We start from the raw sequence: 18,070 nt of genomic DNA on the forward strand, positions 1-18,070 counted from the left end.
GGACAGTGTGCGGACACGGGCAGCACGACTGCGGACAGCGGTGGAGACGGCAGTGCAGACAAGGCAGCGAGCGACACGCGCCGCCAATGTGCCCTCAGCGACGCCGCCGCCAGCCGTCCCTGACGATGAGCGGCCCGACGGCGGAAGTTCGCCGAACAGACAACGTACTGTGAATGAGGAATAGTTATCGCAACAGATGTGTGCGAAGCCGGCACTTTGGGGACGCTGAATCGGTATCTGGGTTGCCGAACTGGCGAGGCCCCGTGTCGTCGCACTAAGGTCTCAGGCTGGCGCCGCGCCTGACAGTTTTCGCCAGCGCAAGCCAGTGCTCGTGGCCTTTACGTCCTTGGTGACAGACGACTGCGTTGCAGCGGGTGTGGTCGGGCAAGCTTTAAAACCGAGCGGCTGCTGTCGGCCATGAGCGGGCTCTGGTGGATGACCGGTCCAAGGCGACTCAGTCGCTGATGTTGGCCCTGGCTTGAGCGCGCCCTAAGCCAGGGCCTGCAACCCCTCGTGCGTGAGGATCCCGACGGAGACGGTCAGGCCAGCGCTTTGCCGTACAGGGCGAGCATGCGGCTCCACGCCTTCTCTGCCGCCGGCTCGTTGTAGACGAGCGTATCCGGCGGACACCAGCCGTGCGCTCCTTGGTAGACCTCGATCTCCGCGGCCAGCTTGGCTTTGTCGAACGTCTCCTTCAACACGGTCTTGTCGTTTGGCCGCCGCTGGTCGTCGTTCTCGGCGATGGCAATCAGGAACGACGCCTTTGTGGCCGCCGCCAGCAGATGCGGGCTGTCCTGGCCTGCCGCGTCGTTCACTAGCCCGCCACCGTGGAACGACGCGACGGCGCCGATGCGATCAGGCACTGCTGACGCCGTGTGGAACGACATGGGGCCGCCCATGCAGTAGCCGTGCACGCCGACTTTCCGGTTCTTGTTCACCTGTGGCTGCGCATCGAGCCAGGCGACGAACGCCTTCGCATCCGTCATGTCAGTCGCGGCGCTCATGCCCTTGCGGAACGGCAGCATTTCCGGGATCGGCGTCGCGCCCGTGGCGCTTGGCTTGCCGTTGCGATAGAAGTGGTTGACGACAAGCACCGAATACCCGGACGCGGCGAGCCGCTTGCCCATTGTTCGCATGGCAGGCCGGAGCCCGAAGATGTCGGGCCACACCAGCACGGCCGGCGCGGCACCAGAGGCGGGGTGCACGAAATACGCGTCGCAGGTGCCGTCCGGCGTCTTGATCTCGACCTCCCGTTCGCTGGTCGCCTGCGCGTTGGCTGACGCGGGAAGCATCATGGGTGCGCCGGCTGCAACCAGGACGCCAAACTGCCGTCGGGTAATCAGCCCCCTCGCCTCATACTCCGCCACGCTTTCAGCAAAATGGTCCTTGTCGCACATGTCAGCTCCTTATCGCCCAGGTGATCACCGCGGGACGCGGCGCCAAAAATTACACCAGAAACTGCATTGAGTGCAGCGGGCTTGCAGCTTGACCCTCGTGCGAGCAGTGCGCCCACATTGATCGTGTCCTCGCCCGGCGGCGAGGTTGTCGCGCTGGTGGGCCGCTGTCGGGCACCGAATCGCGCGACATACAGGACCGCAACGGGTCGATAGCGGCCGGTCGCAAAGCACCCAGCGAGCGGCCGCTTTCAGTCTCAACACGACGACCAGTCTGACATTGGGCAAACCGATAGCTGACCGCTCAAACTTCGCCCGGGCCATGCAATCGCAGACGCATCACCAGCCTTGCCGATGCCCCGACATCAAGCTGAAGCGAGAACGTAGAGCCTTTGAAGGCTGTGCCCCCGATGGGCGTCAATCAGCTGCGGGGCCGGGAGGTCCCTGCGTCAGTCGCTCTAGGCCCGTGGTCCAGGAGGGAAGGCATTGGTCTCGAAGTCCAACCACGGCGGGTTCTGGGCATACATCTCGACGATGAGTTGCTTGATCGCAGCGAGGTACCACGAGTCATCGTTGAGTCGGTGGCTGAGAACGATGGGGGACGTCGCCTCCTCGTCGGCGATCAGCCGATAGACCAGGTCTGAGCGCAGCCGCGCCGCGGCCGGCACGATGCAAAGCCCCACCTCGGCGGCGACCAATCCCAAGGCTGCATGCAGCTCACGCACCTCATGGAATTCGGCCAACTTGACGCCTTTCTCATGCAGCATCCCGAGTACATGGTCGGCAAAGCTGGGGCGAGGCTCTTTGGGGAATACGATCAGTTTTGCTTGATCGAGGTCGTGAAGGTTCACGGGCCCCTGCTCAGCAGCTAATGGCCAAGCGGGCGGGATGGCCAGCACCAGTTTTTCCTCGCGCATCACCTGGCGAGCCACCGAAATGTCGTTGGTCCGAATGCGGCCAAATCCCAGGTCGATCCGACCGGACTTGAGATCGCTGATCTGCTGAACTGACCCCATATCGATCAAGTGAACGTCGGTGTCGGGGTAGCGCTGTCGAAACATCCGCACCAGCATGGGCAGCCCTCCGTAGAGGGTAGACGGGACGTATCCGATGGAAATCGACTGCCGGCGATTGAGCCCCGCTTGCCGCGCCGTGTTCTTCATCTGCTCGATGCGGTGCAGCACCTGCAGGGACTGCTCGTAGAACAAGCGCCCGGCATCGGTCAGGCGCACCGGGCGGCTGTTGCGCTGGATGAGCTGAACGCCCAGCTCCTCTTCCAGCAATTGGATTTGCCGGCTCAGCGGCGGCTGCGCGATGTGCATCTGCTCTGCCGCACGCGTGAAGTTCTTGGTCGTGGCCACCGCCACGAAGTACCTCAGTTGACGCATATCCATAGGGGGAAACCATTGCAAACAAAGTGCGAGGCAAGCTAAGTCATTGAATTTCAATGTGCTTTTGACAAATGATACCTAATAGGTATCGAACCAGACTTATTCGGTGTTGGCTGCCGAACGCCGGCAATCGTTCAATAGTGGCCATGCAACGCCACGATGCCCCACAAAACACCGCCGGCCCCGTCGTCATCGATCGTGTCGAAACGATGCTGGTTGATCTGCCGACGATCCGTCCACACAAGCTCTCGATGGCCGTCATGGACGGCCAGACGCTGATGCTCGTACGCATCCGCTGCTCGGATGGCACGGAAGGCTGGGGAGAAGGCACGACGATCGGTGGATTGGCCTACGGCGCGGAATCTCCGGAGGGGATGAAACTGGCCATCGACACCTATTTCACACCCCACTTGATCGGCGCAGACGCCAATCGCGTGCCGGCGCTGATGAGCCGCCTGAACACCGCCATCCGCGACAACCGCTTCGCCAAGTGCGCCGTAGAAACCGCCTTGCTTGACGCACTGGGGCATCGCACCGGCCTGCCGGTGTCAGAGCTGCTCGGCGGACGGCAGCGAGACCGACTACCGGTGGCGTGGACCCTGGCTTCCGGCGATACCGGCCGCGACATTGACGAAGCGCAGCGCATGCTGGCACTGCGTCGGCACCAAATCTTCAAACTCAAGATTGGCCGCCGATCGGTGCGTGAGGATGTGGCGCACGTCGCTGCGATCAAGAAAGCGCTGGGCGATGTCGCCTGCGTCCGTGTCGACGTGAACATGGCATGGAGCGAGCTGGAGGCCCAGCGTGGGTTGGCGGGCTTGGTGGATGCCGGCTGTGAGCTGGTAGAACAGCCTGTGGCGAACATTGCCGCCCTGGCTCGACTCACTGGCAAATTCCCCATCGCGGTGATGGCCGATGAATCACTGGTGGGCCCGGAGAGTGGCTTCGCACTGGCCCGCCTGGCCGGCGCCAACGTGTTCGCCATCAAGACAGAGCAATCAGGTGGATTACAGGCAGCCCAGCGAGTGGCCGCCATTGCCGATGCTGCGCACATCGAGTTGTACGGCGGCACGATGCTCGAAGGCGGCGTCGGCACGATCGCCTCGGCCCATGTGTTCTCCACCTTCCGCGAACTGCGCTGGGGCACCGAACTGTTTGGCCCGCTGTTGTTGACCCAGGAAATCCTGACCCAGCCGCTCGAATACAGCGACTTCCATCTCACCGTGCCCGCCCTGCCTGGGCTGGGCATCTCGATGGACGAAGACCGCGTCCAGCATTTCCGCCGCGACCGCGCGCGCGTCGTCGTCGGCCCAGCGGTCACTGTCCAGATTTGAACGGGAGCACGCGCCGGAGAGCGCATCCCGCACCAGTTCCTTCCCCACTACCGATCAACGGAGACACCCATGAGCGTTCACATCTTCAATAGCCCGGAGGTCCAGGACTTCCTCCGCATCGCATCCGGCCTGGACCAGGCTGGCGGCAGCCCGCGGACCAAGAAAATCGTGCATCGGGTCTTGTCCGATCTGTTCAAGGCCATTGAAGATCTGGACATCAGTTCGGACGAATATTGGGCGGGCATCGCCTACCTGAACCAGCTGGGCGCACGCAGCGAAGCGGGGTTGCTGTCGCCAGGCCTGGGCCTGGATCGGTACTTCGACATGCGCATGGATGCCAAGGACGCGGCCCTGGGCATCGAGAACGGCACGCCCCGCACCATCGAGGGCCCGCTCTATGTGGCGGGCGCGCCAGTGGCGAATGGTTTCGCTCGGCTGGACGACGGCAGCGACAAGGACGGCCACACCCTGATCATGCACGGCACCGTCTATGGCGCCGATGGCCAGCCAGCTCCCAACGCCACCGTCGAGGTCTGGCATGCCAACACCAAGGGCTTCTACTCGCACTTCGACCCCACCGGTGAGCAGCGCCCCTTCAACATGCGCCGCACCATCGTCACCGACGCGCAGGGTCGCTACAAGTTTCAGAGCATCGTGCCCGTGGGCTACGGCTGCCCGCCGGACGGCCCCACTCAAGCCCTGCTCAACCAACTGGGCCGCCACGGCAACCGCCCCGCACACATCCACTTCTTCGTGTCCGCTGAGGGACACCGCAAGCTGACCACGCAGATCAACATCGACGGCGATCCGCTGGTGTTCGATGACTTTGCCTACGCCACTCGCGAGGGTCTGGTGCCGCCGCTGGTCGAGCGCACCGACGCGGCAAGCATTCAGGCCAACGGCTTGAACGGGCCATTTGCAGAGATCGCCTTTGACATCCGGCTCAGTGCCCTGGTGCAGGGCGTTGACAACCAGATCGTCGATCGCCCTCGCATGGCCGCCTGAGCGAAGTCGTGCTGCGGCGCAGACCGCCGCAGCGGTAGCCAGTCCATCATCCCCCTGATGCCTGCCGGCATCAAACCGCGGCGCATGTCGTGGGGGATGACCTCACCCCAAAGATTCCTCACCATGAACACGACCGCAACCCCCGACACGTATGGAGACGTCGAGAAGCTGCTGGACAGCGCCTTGCAGGACGACAAGGACAGCGGGGTCTTTCGCTGCCGCCGCGACATCTTCACCGACCCCGCACTGTTCGAGCTGGAGATGACCCACATCTTCGAAAGCAACTGGGTCTATCTGGCACACGAGAGCCAGATCCCCGAGATCAACGACTACTTCACCACCACCATCGGCCGCCAGCCCATCGTCATCACGCGCGGCAAGGATGGCAAGCTCAATGCGGTGATCAACGCCTGCGCGCACCGGGGTGCCATGCTGTGTCGCAAGAAGCACGGCAACAAGGGCAGCTTCACCTGTCCCTTCCACGGGTGGACCTTCAACAACGCCGGCAAGCTGCTCAAGGTCAAGGACGAGAAGACCACCGAATACCCGGTGCAGTTCAACACCGAAGGCTCGCATGACCTCAAAAAGGTGGCCCGCTTCGAGAGCTACAAGGGCTTTCTGTTCGGCAGTCTGAACGCCGACGTTCAGTCGCTGGACGATCACCTCGGCGAAACCAAGGTGATCATCGACCAGATCGTTGACCAGGCACCCGAGGGGCTGGAAGTGCTGCGTGGCAACTCCAGCTACACCTACGACGGCAACTGGAAGCTGCAGATGGAGAACGGCAGCGACGGCTATCACGTCAGCTCCGTGCACTGGAACTATGCGGCCACCATGGGGCGCCGCGCAGAAGGCGGCACCAAGGCCGTAGATGCCAATGGCTGGAGCAAGAGCGTCGGCGGCGTCTATGGGTTCGAGAACGGCCACATCCTGTTGTGGACTCAAACCATGAACCCGGAAGTGCGCCCGGTCTACAACCGTCGCGAGGAACTCAAGGAGCGCCTGGGCGAGAGCAAGGCGGGGTTCATCGTCAGCCAGACACGAAACCTCTGCCTGTACCCCAACGTGTACCTGATGGACCAGTTCTCCACGCAGATCCGCGTGACGCGCCCCATCAGCGTGGACAAGACCGAGGTCACCATCTACTGCTTTGCACCCAAGGGCGAGAGCGCAGAGGACCGCGCGGTGCGCATTCGCCAGTACGAGGACTTCTTCAACGTGTCCGGCATGGGCACGGCTGATGACCTGGAGGAGTTCCGCTCTTGCCAGACCGGATACGCGGGCAAGGCTGCACCTTGGAACGACCTCAGCCGCGGCGCGCCGTTGTGGGTGGATGGGCCCGACGAGAACGCCAGGAAGATGGGCATGAAGCCGCTGATCAGCGGCGCACGCAGTGAGGACGAGGGCCTGTTCGTCTGCCAGCACGACCACTGGGCCAAAACCATGCGCAAGGCCGTTCAGCAGCAGCGCCAAGGAGCACAGGCATGAGCAACAACCATGCGGCCATCTGCGCCTTCTTGTACCGCGAGGTGCGTCACCTCGACGATCGCGAGTTCGAGTCGTGGCTCGAACTGTATGCCCCGAGCGTCGAATACTGGATGCCCGCCTGGGACGACGACGACCGGCTTACCGACGACCCGCACAGCCAGATCTCGCTGATCTACTACCCCAACCGCAATGGGCTGGAAGACCGGGTGTTTCGCATCAAGACTGAGCGATCCAGCGCGTCCATGCCCGAGCCGCGCACCAACCACATGCTGAGCAATGTGGAGGTGCTCGCCGAGCGCGGCGACGAGGTCGACGTCCGCTACAACTTTCATACGCTCAGCCACCGCTACAAGAAGACCGACCACTACTTCGGGACCATCTTTGCCACGCTGCGCCGTGGCGGCGACGCCGGTTACCTGTTCGCCCGCAAGAAGATCGTGCTGAAGGACGACTACATCAGCCAGGTCGTCGACATCTACCACCTCTGAGGTGCGGGGAGACACACGATGAACAACTACCGCATCGCGCTGAACTTCGAAGATGGGGTCACCCGCTTCGTGGACTGCGGCGCCAACGAAAAGGTGCTGGACGCGGCTTTCCGCCACCGCATCAACTTGCCCATGGACTGCTCCGACGGCGTGTGCGGCACGTGCAAGTGCCGCGCTGAATCTGGCAGCTACGACCTCGGTGACGATTACATCGACGAGGCACTGACGCAAGATGAGGCCAGCCAAGGCTTGGTGCTGACCTGTCAGATGGTTCCCAAGTCGGATTGCGTGATTGCCGTCCCGGTGCCGTCGTCTGCTTGCAAGACCGGCACGGGGAAGTTCGGCGCCGCTGTTTGCGAGGTGACGCCATTTGGCGACGCGGCCTACGAGCTCGCCTTGGACACGACGGCAGAGGCCCCGGCTTTCCTGCCCGGCCAGTACGTCAACATCGAGGTGCCGGGCAGCTCAGGCCTGCACCGCTCCTATTCGTTCAGCTCAGCCCCCGGCAACAAGCGCCTGACGTTCATGATCAAGCAGGTGCCCGGTGGCCTGATGAGCGGGTGGCTCAGTGGTGCGCTGCCTGGGCAGCCACTGCAGGTAACCGGCCCGCTGGGCAGCTTCTACCTGCGGACGGTCACACGGCCCTTGCTGTTCCTGGCTGGCGGCACGGGGCTCGCACCGTTCCTGTCCATGCTGGAAGTGCTGGCTCAACAAGGCGCATCGCAACCTGTTCACCTGATTTACGGCGTCACGCGCGACCAGGATCTGGTGATGGTGGACCGGCTGGCCGCATACGCGCACCGCATTCCGGGATTCACGTTCCACACCTGCGTCGCGGACCCACACACCAAGCATCCCCACCAGGGCTATGTGACTCAGCACATGCCCGCGCAAGCACTGCATGGCGGCAACGTCGATGTGTACCTGTGCGGCCCTCCGCCAATGGTGGATGCGGTGCAGCGGCACTTCAAGACTGCCGCCATCGAGCCGGCAAGTTTTTACTACGAGAAGTTCTCTCCCAACCAGGCGGTGATGGCATGAGCAACACGCAACGTTTTCAAGACAAAGTGGTGCTGGTGACAGGGGCCGCTCAAGGCATCGGCCGCGGCGTGGCGCAACGCATTGCGGCCGAAGGCGGCCAGGTGCTGGCCGTGGACCGCTCCGACATCGTGGACGAGGTGGTGGCGCACATCCGTGAATCAGGGGGCGTGGCAGCCGCTGCGCAGGCCGATCTCGAAACCTATGCCGGCGCACAGGATGCGGTCGCGCAATGTTTGGCCCGCTTCGGCCGCGTCGATGTGCTGATCAACAACGTCGGCGGCACGATCTGGGCCAAGCCCTACGAGCACTACGAAGAGCAGCAGATCGAGGCCGAGATCCGACGCTCACTGTTCCCCACCTTGTGGTGCTGCCGTGCGGTGCTGCCGCACATGCTTGAGCGCAAGCAGGGCGTGATCGTGAACGTGTCGTCGGTGGCAACGCGGGGCGTGCATCGCGTGCCGTACTCCGCGGCCAAGGGCGGGGTGAACGCGCTGACCGCGTCGCTGGCCATGGAGCACACCCGCAACGGTATCCGCATCAACGCCACGGCGCCTGGCGGTACCGATGCGCCGCCGCGTCGCGTGCCGCGCAACCAAGCTGCGACCAGCCAGCCAACGGCCATCGAGACGGCCTGGTACCAAGGTGTGATTGACCAGACCAAGGACTCCAGCTTGATGCACCGGTACGGATCGATCGCCGAGCAGGTCGCGCCGATCCTGTTTCTTGCGTCCGACGAGTCCTCCTACATCACCGGTTCGGTCCTTGCGGTCGCCGGCGGCGACCAGGGCTGACTGGAACCACAAAACATACGGAGACAAGACCCATGAGACACATCGATCTGCACAAACTGGCCGACGAGGCGAAATTCAACGGCTTTCACCGCGGTGTCCTGCTCTGGTGCGCGCTGATCATCATCTTTGACGGCTACGACCTGGCCGTTGCCGGCATCGCATTGCCGTCGATCATGAAAGAAATGGGCGTGAGCCCGACCAATGCAGGCTTCATGGTCAGCTCAGCCCTGTTCGGCATGATGTTCGGGGCCATCTTTCTCGGCACGATTGCCGACCGCATCGGCCGCCGACGCGCGATCGCCATCTGCGTCGCGCTGTTCAGCGTGTTCACGGCTGCGGCCGGCCTCACCAGCGACCCAGTCGCTTTCAGCGTCATGCGCTTCCTGGCGGGTCTGGGCATCGGCGGCGTCATGCCCAATGTGGTCGCGCAGATGACGGAGTACTCGCCGCGCAAGATGCGCAGTACCCTGGTCACGCTGATGTTCAGCGGCTATGCCGTGGGCGGCATGCTGGCAGCGGTGGTGGGCAAGGGCTTGATCGAGAGCTACGGCTGGCAATCCGTCTTCCTGGCCGCGGGTTTGCCGGTCCTGCTGATCCCGGTCATCCTCAAGTCCATGCCCGAGTCCATGCCCTTTCTCATCAAGACACGGCAGACCGTACGCCTGCAAGAGATGGCCGGGCGGCTGGATCCCAGCTACCGGCCGCAGTCGAGCGATTCCTTTGACCTGCCGCAGCAGGACCGCGACACCAGTGCGCCCATCGGCAAGTTGTTCCAGGACGGCCGAGGCTTCAGCACCGTGATGTTCTGGATCGCCTTCTTCATGTGCCTGTTCATGGTGTATGCGCTCAGCTCCTGGCTCACCAAGCTGATGGCCGGCGCCGGCTACACGCTGGGCTCGGCATTGACCTTCGTGCTGGTGCTGAACTTCGGCGGCATGTTCGGCGCCATCGGCGGGGGCTGGCTGGCCGACCGCTTCAACATCAAGGTCGTGTTGGTCGGCATGTATCTGCTGGCGGCAGTGTCAATCAGCTTGCTTGGATACCCGGTACCCACGTCAGCGCTCTTCGTGCTGGTCGGGTTGGCAGGGGCCTCCACCATCGGCACGCAGATCGTCACCTACGCCTATGTGGGCCAGTACTACCCGATGGCAGTGCGCTCCACCGGTATCGGTTGGGCCTCGGGCGTGGGTCGCAGCGGTGCCATCCTGGCGCCCATCGTGATTGGCAGCCTGGTGGCGATGGCGCTCCCATTGGAGACGAATTTCCTGGCTATCGCCCTGCCAGCACTGATCGCGGCTTTGGCGGTGTTCTGCATCAACCACGGCCGCGCTGCGCAAGCACACAGTGCCGTCCACACAGAGCGGCCTGTTGCACCGGGCACGCCCGCGGTCGCCGCCAAGTGACCGAGTTGCATCGTCACCCCGCTCCCCGCAGCTCAAAACACAGGTTGTCATGATCAACAAGATCGCCCATTCAGTTGCCGAGGCCTTGACCGGCATCGAGGACGGCGCCACCGTACTGATCGGCGGCTTCGGCACGGCCGGCATTCCCAACGAACTGATTGACGGCCTGATCGCGCAAGGCGCCAGGGACCTCACTGTCGTCAACAACAACGCAGGCAATGCGGAGGTCGGCCTGGCCGCGCTGCTGAAGGCAGGCCGCGTGCGCAAGATCATCTGCAGCTTCCCGCGGCAGGCAGACAGCCAGGTGTTCGACGGCCTGTACCGCGCCGGCAAGTTGGAGCTCGAACTGGTACCGCAGGGCAACCTGGCTGAGCGCATCCGTGCGGCCGGCGCCGGCATTGGCGCATTCTTCTGCCCGACGGGTTTCGGCACCGAACTGGCCGGCGACCGCGAAACACGCGAGATCAATGGCAAGCAGTACGTGCTGGAGTACCCCATCCATGGTGATGTCGCCTTGATCAAGGCCGAAGCGGGCGACCGCTGGGGCAACCTGGTTTACCGCAAGGCAGCGCGCAACTTCGGCCCCGTGATGGCGATGGCCGCGCGGCGCACCATCGCCACGGTACACGACATCGTGGAGCTCGGCGCGCTGGACCCGGAGGCCATCGTCACGCCGGGCATCTTCGTCAACAGGGTCGTCCAGATCGACCGCGTCGCTACTCAGGCCGGTGGCTTCAAGAGGGCGGCATGAGCATGAACTATCCACGTCGCACCAAGGAGCAGCTCGCAGCGCGAGTGGCCCAGGACATCTTCGACGGCGCCGTCGTCAACCTCGGCATCGGCCAGCCCACGCTGGTGGCCAACCACCTGCCCGCCGGGCGCGAGGTGATCCTGCACAGCGAGAACGGCATCCTGGGCATGGGTGCTGCCCCGCAGCCGGGCCACGAAGATTACGACCTGATCAATGCCGGCAAGCAGCCCGTGACACTGCTGCCGGGCGGCGCGTACTTCCACCATGCAGACAGCTTCGCGATGATGCGCGGCGGCCACCTGGACATCTGCGTGCTGGGTGCGTTCCAGGTCAGTGCTACAGGTGACTTGGCCAATTGGAGCACCGGGGTGCCCGGCGCCATTCCGGCGGTCGGCGGTGCCATGGACCTGGCCATCGGCGCCAAACAGACCTGGGTGATGATGGACCTGCTCACCAAGCAGGGCGAGAGCAAACTGGTCGAGAAATGCAGCTACCCCTTGACGGGCCTGGCCTGCGTCAAGCGTGTCTACACCGACCTGGCGACATTCGCCTGCACACCGCAGGGCCTGCAATTGCTGGACGCCGTTGACGGCCTGAGCCGCGAGGCGCTTGAAGCGCTCGTCGGTCTGCCTATCGTCGCCGCGCCACCATCCCCTCTGCAAAACCAGGACCTTTCATGACCGAGTCCGTGTTCATCTGCGACGCCGTTCGCACCCCCTTCGGCAAGTACGGCGGCGCGCTGTCGTCCGTGCGTCCGGACGACCTGGGCGCCGTGGTGCTCAAGGCATTGATCGAGCGCAACCCGAGAGTGGACTGGCAAGCCGTTGACGACGTGGTTTTCGGCTGCGCCAACCAGGCGGGTGAAGACAACCGCAACGTGGCCCGCATGTCCCTTCTGTTGGCAGGCCTGCCCTTGGAGGTTCCCGGCACCACCGTCAACCGGCTTTGCGGCTCGGGCATGGATGCCGTCGGCATCGCAGCGCGGGCTATCAAGTCAGGGGAAACCAGTCTGATGATCGCCGGCGGCGTCGAAAGCATGAGCCGCGCACCCTTCGTCGTGCCCAAGGCGGAATCGGCCTTCTCGCGCCACAACACCATCCAGGACACCACCATCGGCTGGCGCTTCGTCAACCCGCATATGAAGGCGCTGTACGGCGTGGACGCCATGCCCGAAACGGCAGAGAACGTGGCAGAGGAATTCGCCATCTCACGTGCAGACCAGGACCGTTTCGCCTGGCGCAGCCAAGCCAAGGCCGCGGCGGCGCAACAGGCCGGCTTGTTCGCGGCCGAGATCGTGCCGGTGCTTGTGCCCCAACGCAAGGGCGAGGCGCTGCGGGTCGCCGTGGACGAGCACCCGCGCGAAACCACGCTGGAAGCGCTTGCCAAGCTCAAGCCTGTGGTGCGGGCCAGCGGCAGTGTGACGGCCGGCAATGCCAGTGGTGTGAACGATGGCGCCTGCGCCGTGCTGCTGGCCAGCGCGGCCGCGGCCGAGCGGCACGGACTCACACCCAGGGCTCGCGTGATCGGCATGGCGACGGCGGGCGTGGCGCCACGCGTCATGGGCATCGGCCCCGCCCCAGCCACGCAAAAGGTGCTGGCGCAGACCGGTCTCACGCTGGAGCAGATGGACGTGATCGAGCTCAACGAAGCCTTCGCCTCCCAAGGCCTTGCCGTGCTGCGGCAGCTCGGTTTGGCGGACGACGACGCGAGAGTCAACCCGCAAGGTGGCGCCATTGCCCTGGGCCACCCGCTGGGTGCCAGCGGTGCGCGCTTGGTGACCACGGCCATCGCGCAACTGCACCGCGGTGGCGGCCGCTACGCGCTGTGCACCATGTGCATCGGGGTGGGGCAAGGCATTGCACTGATCGTCGAACGCGTTTGAGTGAGGAGCGTCATGCCAAAAGGCAATCCTTCAGCACCCGTGCTCCTGAGCACTGCGCGCGGCACTTTCCGCGTCACGGTGGATGGCGATGCGGCTGCGCCGGCGCTGATCCTGTCCAACTCTCTGGGCACCAACCTGGCGATGTGGGACCCGCAAGTCGCGTCGTTCTCCGAGCATCACCGGCTGATCCGTTACGACACGCGCGGCCACGGCGGCAGCCCAGTCACGCCGGGACCCTACAGCGTCGCGGAGCTGGGGCAGGACGTGCTGGCAGTGATGGACGCATTGAACATCGAACAGGCAGCGTTCTGCGGCATCTCGATGGGAGGCCACACGGGCCTGTGGCTGGGCATCCATGCCAGCGCCCGCTTCAGCGCGATCGCGGTGTGCAACAGCGCAGCCCGCATCGGCACGGAACAGGGCTGGAACGAGCGGGCCGCGACGGTGAATCAAGGCGGTCAGGCAGCAATGCAGGCCCTGGCCGCGTCGGCACCGGGCCGGTGGTTCAGTGCCGACTTCGTCGCCGCGCAAGCCGCCACCGTGCAAGCCGCACAAGCCTGGATCACCGACACCGCACCTCAGGGTTATGCGGCCTGCTGCGGGGCACTTGCCAATTCCGACCTGCGCAGCAAGCTGGGCCACATCACCTCACCCACGCTGCTGCTGGCCGGCGCGTCTGACCCCGTCACCACCACGGCCGACGCACGGGACATGCTGGCCGATATCCACGGTGCGCAGTTGGCCGTGGTGGCGGCTTCGCATCTGTCCAACCTGGAGGCGCCGCAGGCGTTCAACCAGGCCGTGCTGCAATTTCTTGCCACTGCGCATCCGTCTTGAATCCGAGAGGACACCCATGCTGTACCTGGTCCACATGATCGTCAACATCCCTGCCACCCTGGCGCCTGAGGAAGCCGCCCGCATCAAGGCCGATGAGAAGGCCTACTCGCAGCAACTGCAGCACGCAGGTCGATGGCCGCATCTCTGGCGTGTGGTGGGCGAGTACGCCAATTACAGCGTGTTCGATGTGGACAGCAACGACGAATTGCACGACACGCTCAGCAAGCTCCCGCTGTTCCCGTTCATGAAGATCACGGTCACACCGTTGGCCAAGCATCCGTCGTCCATCGTTTAGTCGGCAACTCACGACTGCTGTCAGTCGTGCATCAATTCCGCAATGAGTTTTCTCACGATCGAGAGCGCAGGCGGCTCGGCTCTGCGGGCGAGCGTGACGATCCCGAAACGCGCTGTCGCGCTGATGGCGGGCTTGAGCACCAACTCCACCAAGTCCGGCGCCGCCGTGCGGATGGCGATCAACACCGCATCACTGTGGCGGACCACATCCACGAGACTCGGGATCTCTTCGCAACGCAAGGTGACGCACTCCGACGGATGAGCCGCCGGACCATAGCGCTCAACCATCGTGCGCGCGACTTCATCACTCAGCGGTGTAGAGGCGATCGGAAACTGGCGCAAGGCGTCGAAGCGCAGAACGCCCTTCCAGCGGGTGAGCGGATGCCCTTCGCGCACCATGAAGGCACCGCGCATTTCGACCACGTTCGCCACCCGCAGGTCGGGTGCCGGCGACAGTGAGCGCACATCGACGACCAGCGCATCGAGTTCCCGTTCGCGCAAGCGTCGGGCGAGCATGTCGGTAGGCCCGCGCGCAACCTCGATGTGAATCGTGGGATGCGATTTCGCCATCATCTTCAGCAGCGGTGTCATCAGCATCGCGCCCGGCCCCGAGCCCAGCCCGATGCGCACGGTGCCCGATCGGCCCTCCCGCAAGACCAGCCCGCTGCCGGCCAATTCGTCTGCGTCGAAGACCAATTGCCGGGCGCGCTGCAACGTCTCTGCACCGAAGGGCGTCAGTATGCTGCGACGCCCGACCCGGTCAAACAGCGGCTGCCCCAGTTCTTCCTCCAGCGCCCTGATGCTGCGGCTCAACGCCGGTTGGGTCAGGAACAACGCCTCGGCGGACCGTGTGAACGATCCGCTCTGAGCGAGAGAAATCAGGTGTCGAAGCTGAACCAGCGTCACGGGTAAACCTGTGCAATGCATGCAATGGACTCATCATATCGGCATCAACAATGCATTGGACGTCTCCCCGTCCGAAACCTACATTGATGACATCCGAAGCCCCTACCTGACCTCACCGGAAAGAGTTGCCATGACGAAAACCCAACGCTCAGTGACCTTGATCGCCGGCCTTCTGCTCAGTGCCTCCGCCGCCATCGCCCAGACATGGCCCACGAAGCCGGTCAACCTCATGGTGCCTTACCCGGCGGGCGGCCCCTCCGACGCCATCGCTCGCATCTTCTTCAACCCGCTCGGCAAGGAGTTGGGGCAGCAGGTGCTGGTGGAAAACCTCGGTGGCGTCAGCGGCGCGTTGGCGGCTCAGAAGGTGCTGGCTGCGCCCTCCGATGGCTACTACATCTTCCAGGGCTCGCCCAACGAGGCGATCCTGTCTCCGCTGGCCAATGCCGCGGTGAAGCTCAAGACCGAGGACTTCCGCCTGGTGCACCCGGTGGCCGATGCAGTGATGGTCTTCGTGACGCGCAAGGACCTGCCCGTCAACAGCGTCGACGAGCTCATTGCCCTGGCCCGGAAGTCGGCGGACAAGCCGCTGACCTACGGCAGCGTGGGTGTCGGCTCGCTCTACCACTTGATCCTCGAAAACGTACAGACGCAGACCGGCGTCAAGCTGGCGCATGTGCCCTACAAGGGCAATGCGCCGCTGCTGCAGGACATTGGTGGTGGCCAGGTCGACTTCGCCGTGCTCGTCTACAGCGCCGCGATGGGGGCACTCGCCGATCAGGGGCGCCTGAAGGTGATTGGTCAGTTGGGGGCTCAGCGCTCGGAGCTGCTGAAGGGCGTGCCTGCGGCCGGTGAAAGCCAGTCGTTGAAGGACTTCTCGTACAAGATCTGGACCGGCTTCATGGTGCCGAAGAACACGCCAGAGCCTGTCGTCGTGCGCCTGCACGCAGCCATCGGAAAGGCGCTGCAAGACCCGACGGTACGCGCGCAACTGGCGGCGCAGACCCAGATGCCGGCAGCCCCCATGTCGCTTGCAGAGTCGGCGAAATTCTTCGATACCGAAACCTCGCGTTATCGCGCCATCGCCAAGCAGATCCACCTGCAGCCACAGTGAGCCGTCCGTGACCTACTTGTTGCAGGCTCTGCAGGCCCGGGCTGGTGAATTCATCAGCCTGCGCCGTGACATCCACCGCCATCCTGAGTTGGCTTTTCAGGAACACCGTACGGCCAGCTTGGTGGCGGACAAGCTCGAGGGCTGGGGCTATTCGGTCCAGCGCGGGATCGGGAGCACTGGCGTGGTCGGCACTCTTGTGCGCGGCAACAGCGCCCGGCGGCTGGGCATCCGCGCCGACATGGACGCGCTGCCGATCAACGAAGACAGTGGCAACGCCTGGTCGAGCGTCCACCCCGGGGTCATGCACGCATGCGGTCACGACGGCCACACGGCCATGCTGCTGGCTGCGGCGCGCCATCTGGCCGAACAAGGTACTTTCGACGGCACGCTGCACCTGATCTTCCAGCCTGCGGAAGAAGGTGGCGGCGGCGCGCTTCGCATGATGGACGACGGGCTGTTCGAACGCTTCCCTTGCGATGCTGTCTTCGCGATGCACAACATGCCCGGCATCGCACAGGGGCACTTCGTCCTGCGAGAAGGGGCTGCCATGGCCTCGTCGGACTACGCCACGATCACGCTCACCGGAACCGGTGGGCATGGCGCGATGCCGCATCGGGCAGCCGACCCGATCGTGGCTGCAGCCAGCATCGTCATGGCGCTGCAGACCATCGTCTCACGCAACATTGACCCGCTCCAGGCTGCGGTGGTGACTGTGGGTGCGCTACACAGCGGCATGGCCAACAATGTGATACCGGCCAGTGCCACGCTGGAGATCAGCGTGCGAGCACTGGACCGCGAGGTGCGTGCCACGATTGAGCGCCGCCTCAAGGCCCTGGTGGCAGCGCAGGCCGACAGCTTCGGGGTCAAAGCGACGATCGACTGGAAGCCAGGCTATGCCGTACTGGTCAATACGGCGGCTGAAACCGACTTTGCGCGTGAGGTGGCGATCGAGCTGGTTGGCGCTGAGCGAGTGACGCCACAAGGCCCACCGCTGACGGGCAGCGAGGACTTTGCCTTCATGCTGGAGCGTGTCCCGGGCAGCTACGTGCTGATCGGCAACGGTACCGACGCCACCAGTGGTGGAGGTGGCTGCATGGTGCACAACCCTGGCTACGACTTCAATGACCATAACGTGGCCACTGGCAGCGCCTACTGGGCACTGCTGGTTGAACGCTACCTCCTGGCCCACGAGCAAGTCGTTCCATGAGCGTCTGAACCCTGCCTGAACCGCTCCCATCCTCGCACGCTGCGTTGCTGAGGATGGGAGCGTGTTCGGCGCCGCGTGAGAATGATGCGAGTCAGCGGCGGATTCAACCGTTTGCAAGGTTCCCGAGGACCGACTGTTGACAATCGCCGCCGATTGTCCCGCGTGGATCGCGTCGGGGTGATCCATTGTTTGGCGTCCGTTGTCCTCAAGAAGAGCACTAATCGGCTGGGTCAACTCGAACTAACACCGAAGCTACAAATTGGATCTGTCTGACGCGATCCTGAACACCCGCGCGACCTATGATCAACCAGACGTGATGTCCGGTCTGCCCTTTTTAACAACCACGTTTAGACAAGTCACACAGCCATGAGGCGACTTGATCGGATCAAAACCAACCTGGCGCTGGACTGGCGCCACGCGAAAAGTGTGGCGTGCCCGCGCACATATTGAGTGGGCACGCCCCGGACGGCACACGGCTTCCTGGTCAGGCGCCAGACCGGTGGAGATAGCTGGTCAGCGCCTGCTGCAAGGCATTGCGCCGATTGCGCCAGGCGAGGTTGGTGCCGGGGGCACACAAGGCGCACACCACCGTCTCCACCCCCAGGCGGTGCAGCGTGGCTATTGAAGCGATGCCGGCCGCTTCCAGCCGTTCGATCACGATCGGGCCCAGCCCGGGCGTCTTCAACAAGTGCCGCCGCTCGGCATCGGCGAACCGGGGGCTGGCGGTGGGCGATGCGTGCGCCATGC

The 18,070-nt window shown here is 64.1% G+C and carries 18 protein-coding genes; 14 read left to right on the forward strand and 4 right to left on the reverse strand.

Going from position 1 to position 18,070, the window contains the following annotated elements; translation table 11 throughout:
• Window positions 1–539 precede the first annotated feature (539 nt).
• Together AACH00_RS08170 and AACH00_RS08175 are read right to left on the reverse strand one after the other, a co-directional pair.
• Window positions 540–1,397: a dienelactone hydrolase family protein gene (locus AACH00_RS08170; RefSeq protein ID WP_341398601.1), complete on the reverse strand. Its 858-nt coding sequence runs from the start codon at window positions 1,395–1,397 to the stop codon at window positions 540–542.
• Window positions 1,398–1,852: 455 nt separating this feature from the next.
• Window positions 1,853–2,788 carry a LysR family transcriptional regulator gene (locus AACH00_RS08175; RefSeq protein WP_341398602.1) on the reverse strand — a complete coding sequence of 312 codons (936 nt, stop codon included), beginning with the start codon at window positions 2,786–2,788 and terminating at the stop codon, window positions 1,853–1,855.
• 143 nt (window positions 2,789–2,931) lie between these two features.
• Between AACH00_RS08175 and AACH00_RS08180 the strand changes: the two genes are divergently transcribed.
• From AACH00_RS08180 to catC, 12 genes are all read left to right on the forward strand, one after another.
• Entirely contained in the window at window positions 2,932–4,119 is a 1,188-nt protein-coding gene (locus tag AACH00_RS08180) for a muconate/chloromuconate family cycloisomerase (protein ID WP_341398603.1), read from the forward strand.
• 69 nt (window positions 4,120–4,188) lie between these two features.
• A complete protein-coding gene (gene catA / locus AACH00_RS08185; protein ID WP_341398604.1) occupies window positions 4,189–5,124 on the forward strand; it encodes a catechol 1,2-dioxygenase in 936 nt (311 codons plus the stop codon).
• A gap of 123 nt (window positions 5,125–5,247) precedes the next feature.
• Entirely contained in the window at window positions 5,248–6,612 is a 1,365-nt protein-coding gene (locus AACH00_RS08190; RefSeq protein ID WP_341398605.1) for a Rieske 2Fe-2S domain-containing protein, read from the forward strand.
• Window positions 6,609–7,100, forward strand: coding sequence for a benzoate 1,2-dioxygenase small subunit (gene benB, locus AACH00_RS08195; protein WP_341398606.1), 492 nt, complete (start codon window positions 6,609–6,611; stop codon window positions 7,098–7,100). The genes AACH00_RS08190 and benB overlap by 4 nt, the downstream gene beginning before the upstream one ends.
• An 18-nt stretch (window positions 7,101–7,118) precedes the next feature.
• Window positions 7,119–8,141 (forward strand): benzoate 1,2-dioxygenase electron transfer component BenC, encoded by a 1,023-nt coding sequence (gene benC / locus AACH00_RS08200; protein ID WP_341398607.1) that lies wholly within the window; start codon window positions 7,119–7,121, stop codon window positions 8,139–8,141.
• Window positions 8,138–8,932, forward strand: a complete 795-nt coding sequence (benD, locus tag AACH00_RS08205) for a benzoate diol dehydrogenase BenD (RefSeq protein WP_341398608.1) — start codon at window positions 8,138–8,140, stop codon at window positions 8,930–8,932. Before benC ends, benD begins: the two co-directional genes overlap by 4 nt.
• A 32-nt stretch (window positions 8,933–8,964) precedes the next feature.
• Window positions 8,965–10,335 carry an MFS transporter gene (locus tag AACH00_RS08210; protein WP_341398609.1) on the forward strand — a complete coding sequence of 457 codons (1,371 nt, stop codon included), beginning with the start codon at window positions 8,965–8,967 and terminating at the stop codon, window positions 10,333–10,335.
• Window positions 10,336–10,384: 49 nt separating this feature from the next.
• On the forward strand, window positions 10,385–11,086 hold the full coding sequence (locus AACH00_RS08215; RefSeq protein ID WP_341398610.1) for a 3-oxoacid CoA-transferase subunit A: 702 nt from the start codon (window positions 10,385–10,387) through the stop codon (window positions 11,084–11,086).
• Window positions 11,083–11,766: a 3-oxoacid CoA-transferase subunit B gene (locus tag AACH00_RS08220; RefSeq protein ID WP_341398611.1), complete on the forward strand. Its 684-nt coding sequence runs from the start codon at window positions 11,083–11,085 to the stop codon at window positions 11,764–11,766. Before AACH00_RS08215 ends, AACH00_RS08220 begins: the two co-directional genes overlap by 4 nt.
• The gene (pcaF, locus tag AACH00_RS08225; RefSeq protein WP_341398612.1) at window positions 11,763–12,968 is read left to right on the forward strand and encodes a 3-oxoadipyl-CoA thiolase; all 1,206 of its coding nucleotides are present in this window, start codon (window positions 11,763–11,765) and stop codon (window positions 12,966–12,968) included. Before AACH00_RS08220 ends, pcaF begins: the two co-directional genes overlap by 4 nt.
• 12 nt (window positions 12,969–12,980) lie before the next feature.
• Window positions 12,981–13,805, forward strand: coding sequence for a 3-oxoadipate enol-lactonase (gene pcaD, locus AACH00_RS08230; RefSeq protein WP_341398613.1), 825 nt, complete (start codon window positions 12,981–12,983; stop codon window positions 13,803–13,805).
• A 16-nt stretch (window positions 13,806–13,821) separates the two neighbouring features.
• On the forward strand, window positions 13,822–14,100 hold the full coding sequence (gene catC, locus AACH00_RS08235; RefSeq protein WP_341398614.1) for a muconolactone Delta-isomerase: 279 nt from the start codon (window positions 13,822–13,824) through the stop codon (window positions 14,098–14,100).
• Between the two features lie 20 nt (window positions 14,101–14,120).
• Here catC and AACH00_RS08240 read toward each other — a convergent pair whose 3' ends face one another.
• Entirely contained in the window at window positions 14,121–15,005 is an 885-nt protein-coding gene (locus AACH00_RS08240; protein ID WP_341398616.1) for a LysR family transcriptional regulator, read from the reverse strand.
• Between the two features lie 130 nt (window positions 15,006–15,135).
• Between AACH00_RS08240 and AACH00_RS08245 the strand changes: the two genes are divergently transcribed.
• Window positions 15,136–16,116, forward strand: a complete 981-nt coding sequence (locus tag AACH00_RS08245) for a Bug family tripartite tricarboxylate transporter substrate binding protein (protein WP_341398617.1) — start codon at window positions 15,136–15,138, stop codon at window positions 16,114–16,116.
• Between the two features lie 7 nt (window positions 16,117–16,123).
• Window positions 16,124–17,323 (forward strand): M20 aminoacylase family protein, encoded by a 1,200-nt coding sequence (locus tag AACH00_RS08250; protein WP_341398618.1) that lies wholly within the window; start codon window positions 16,124–16,126, stop codon window positions 17,321–17,323.
• 484 nt (window positions 17,324–17,807) lie between these two features.
• On the opposite strand, the gene AACH00_RS08255 is transcribed toward AACH00_RS08250, so the two are convergent.
• Window positions 17,808–18,068: a hypothetical protein gene (locus tag AACH00_RS08255; protein WP_341398619.1), complete on the reverse strand. Its 261-nt coding sequence runs from the start codon at window positions 18,066–18,068 to the stop codon at window positions 17,808–17,810.
• Window positions 18,069–18,070 lie beyond the last annotated feature (2 nt).

It is taken from the genome of Ideonella margarita, from assembly GCF_038066635.1.
GTDB classification, from domain to species: Bacteria; Pseudomonadota; Gammaproteobacteria; order Burkholderiales; family Burkholderiaceae_C; genus Ideonella; species Ideonella margarita.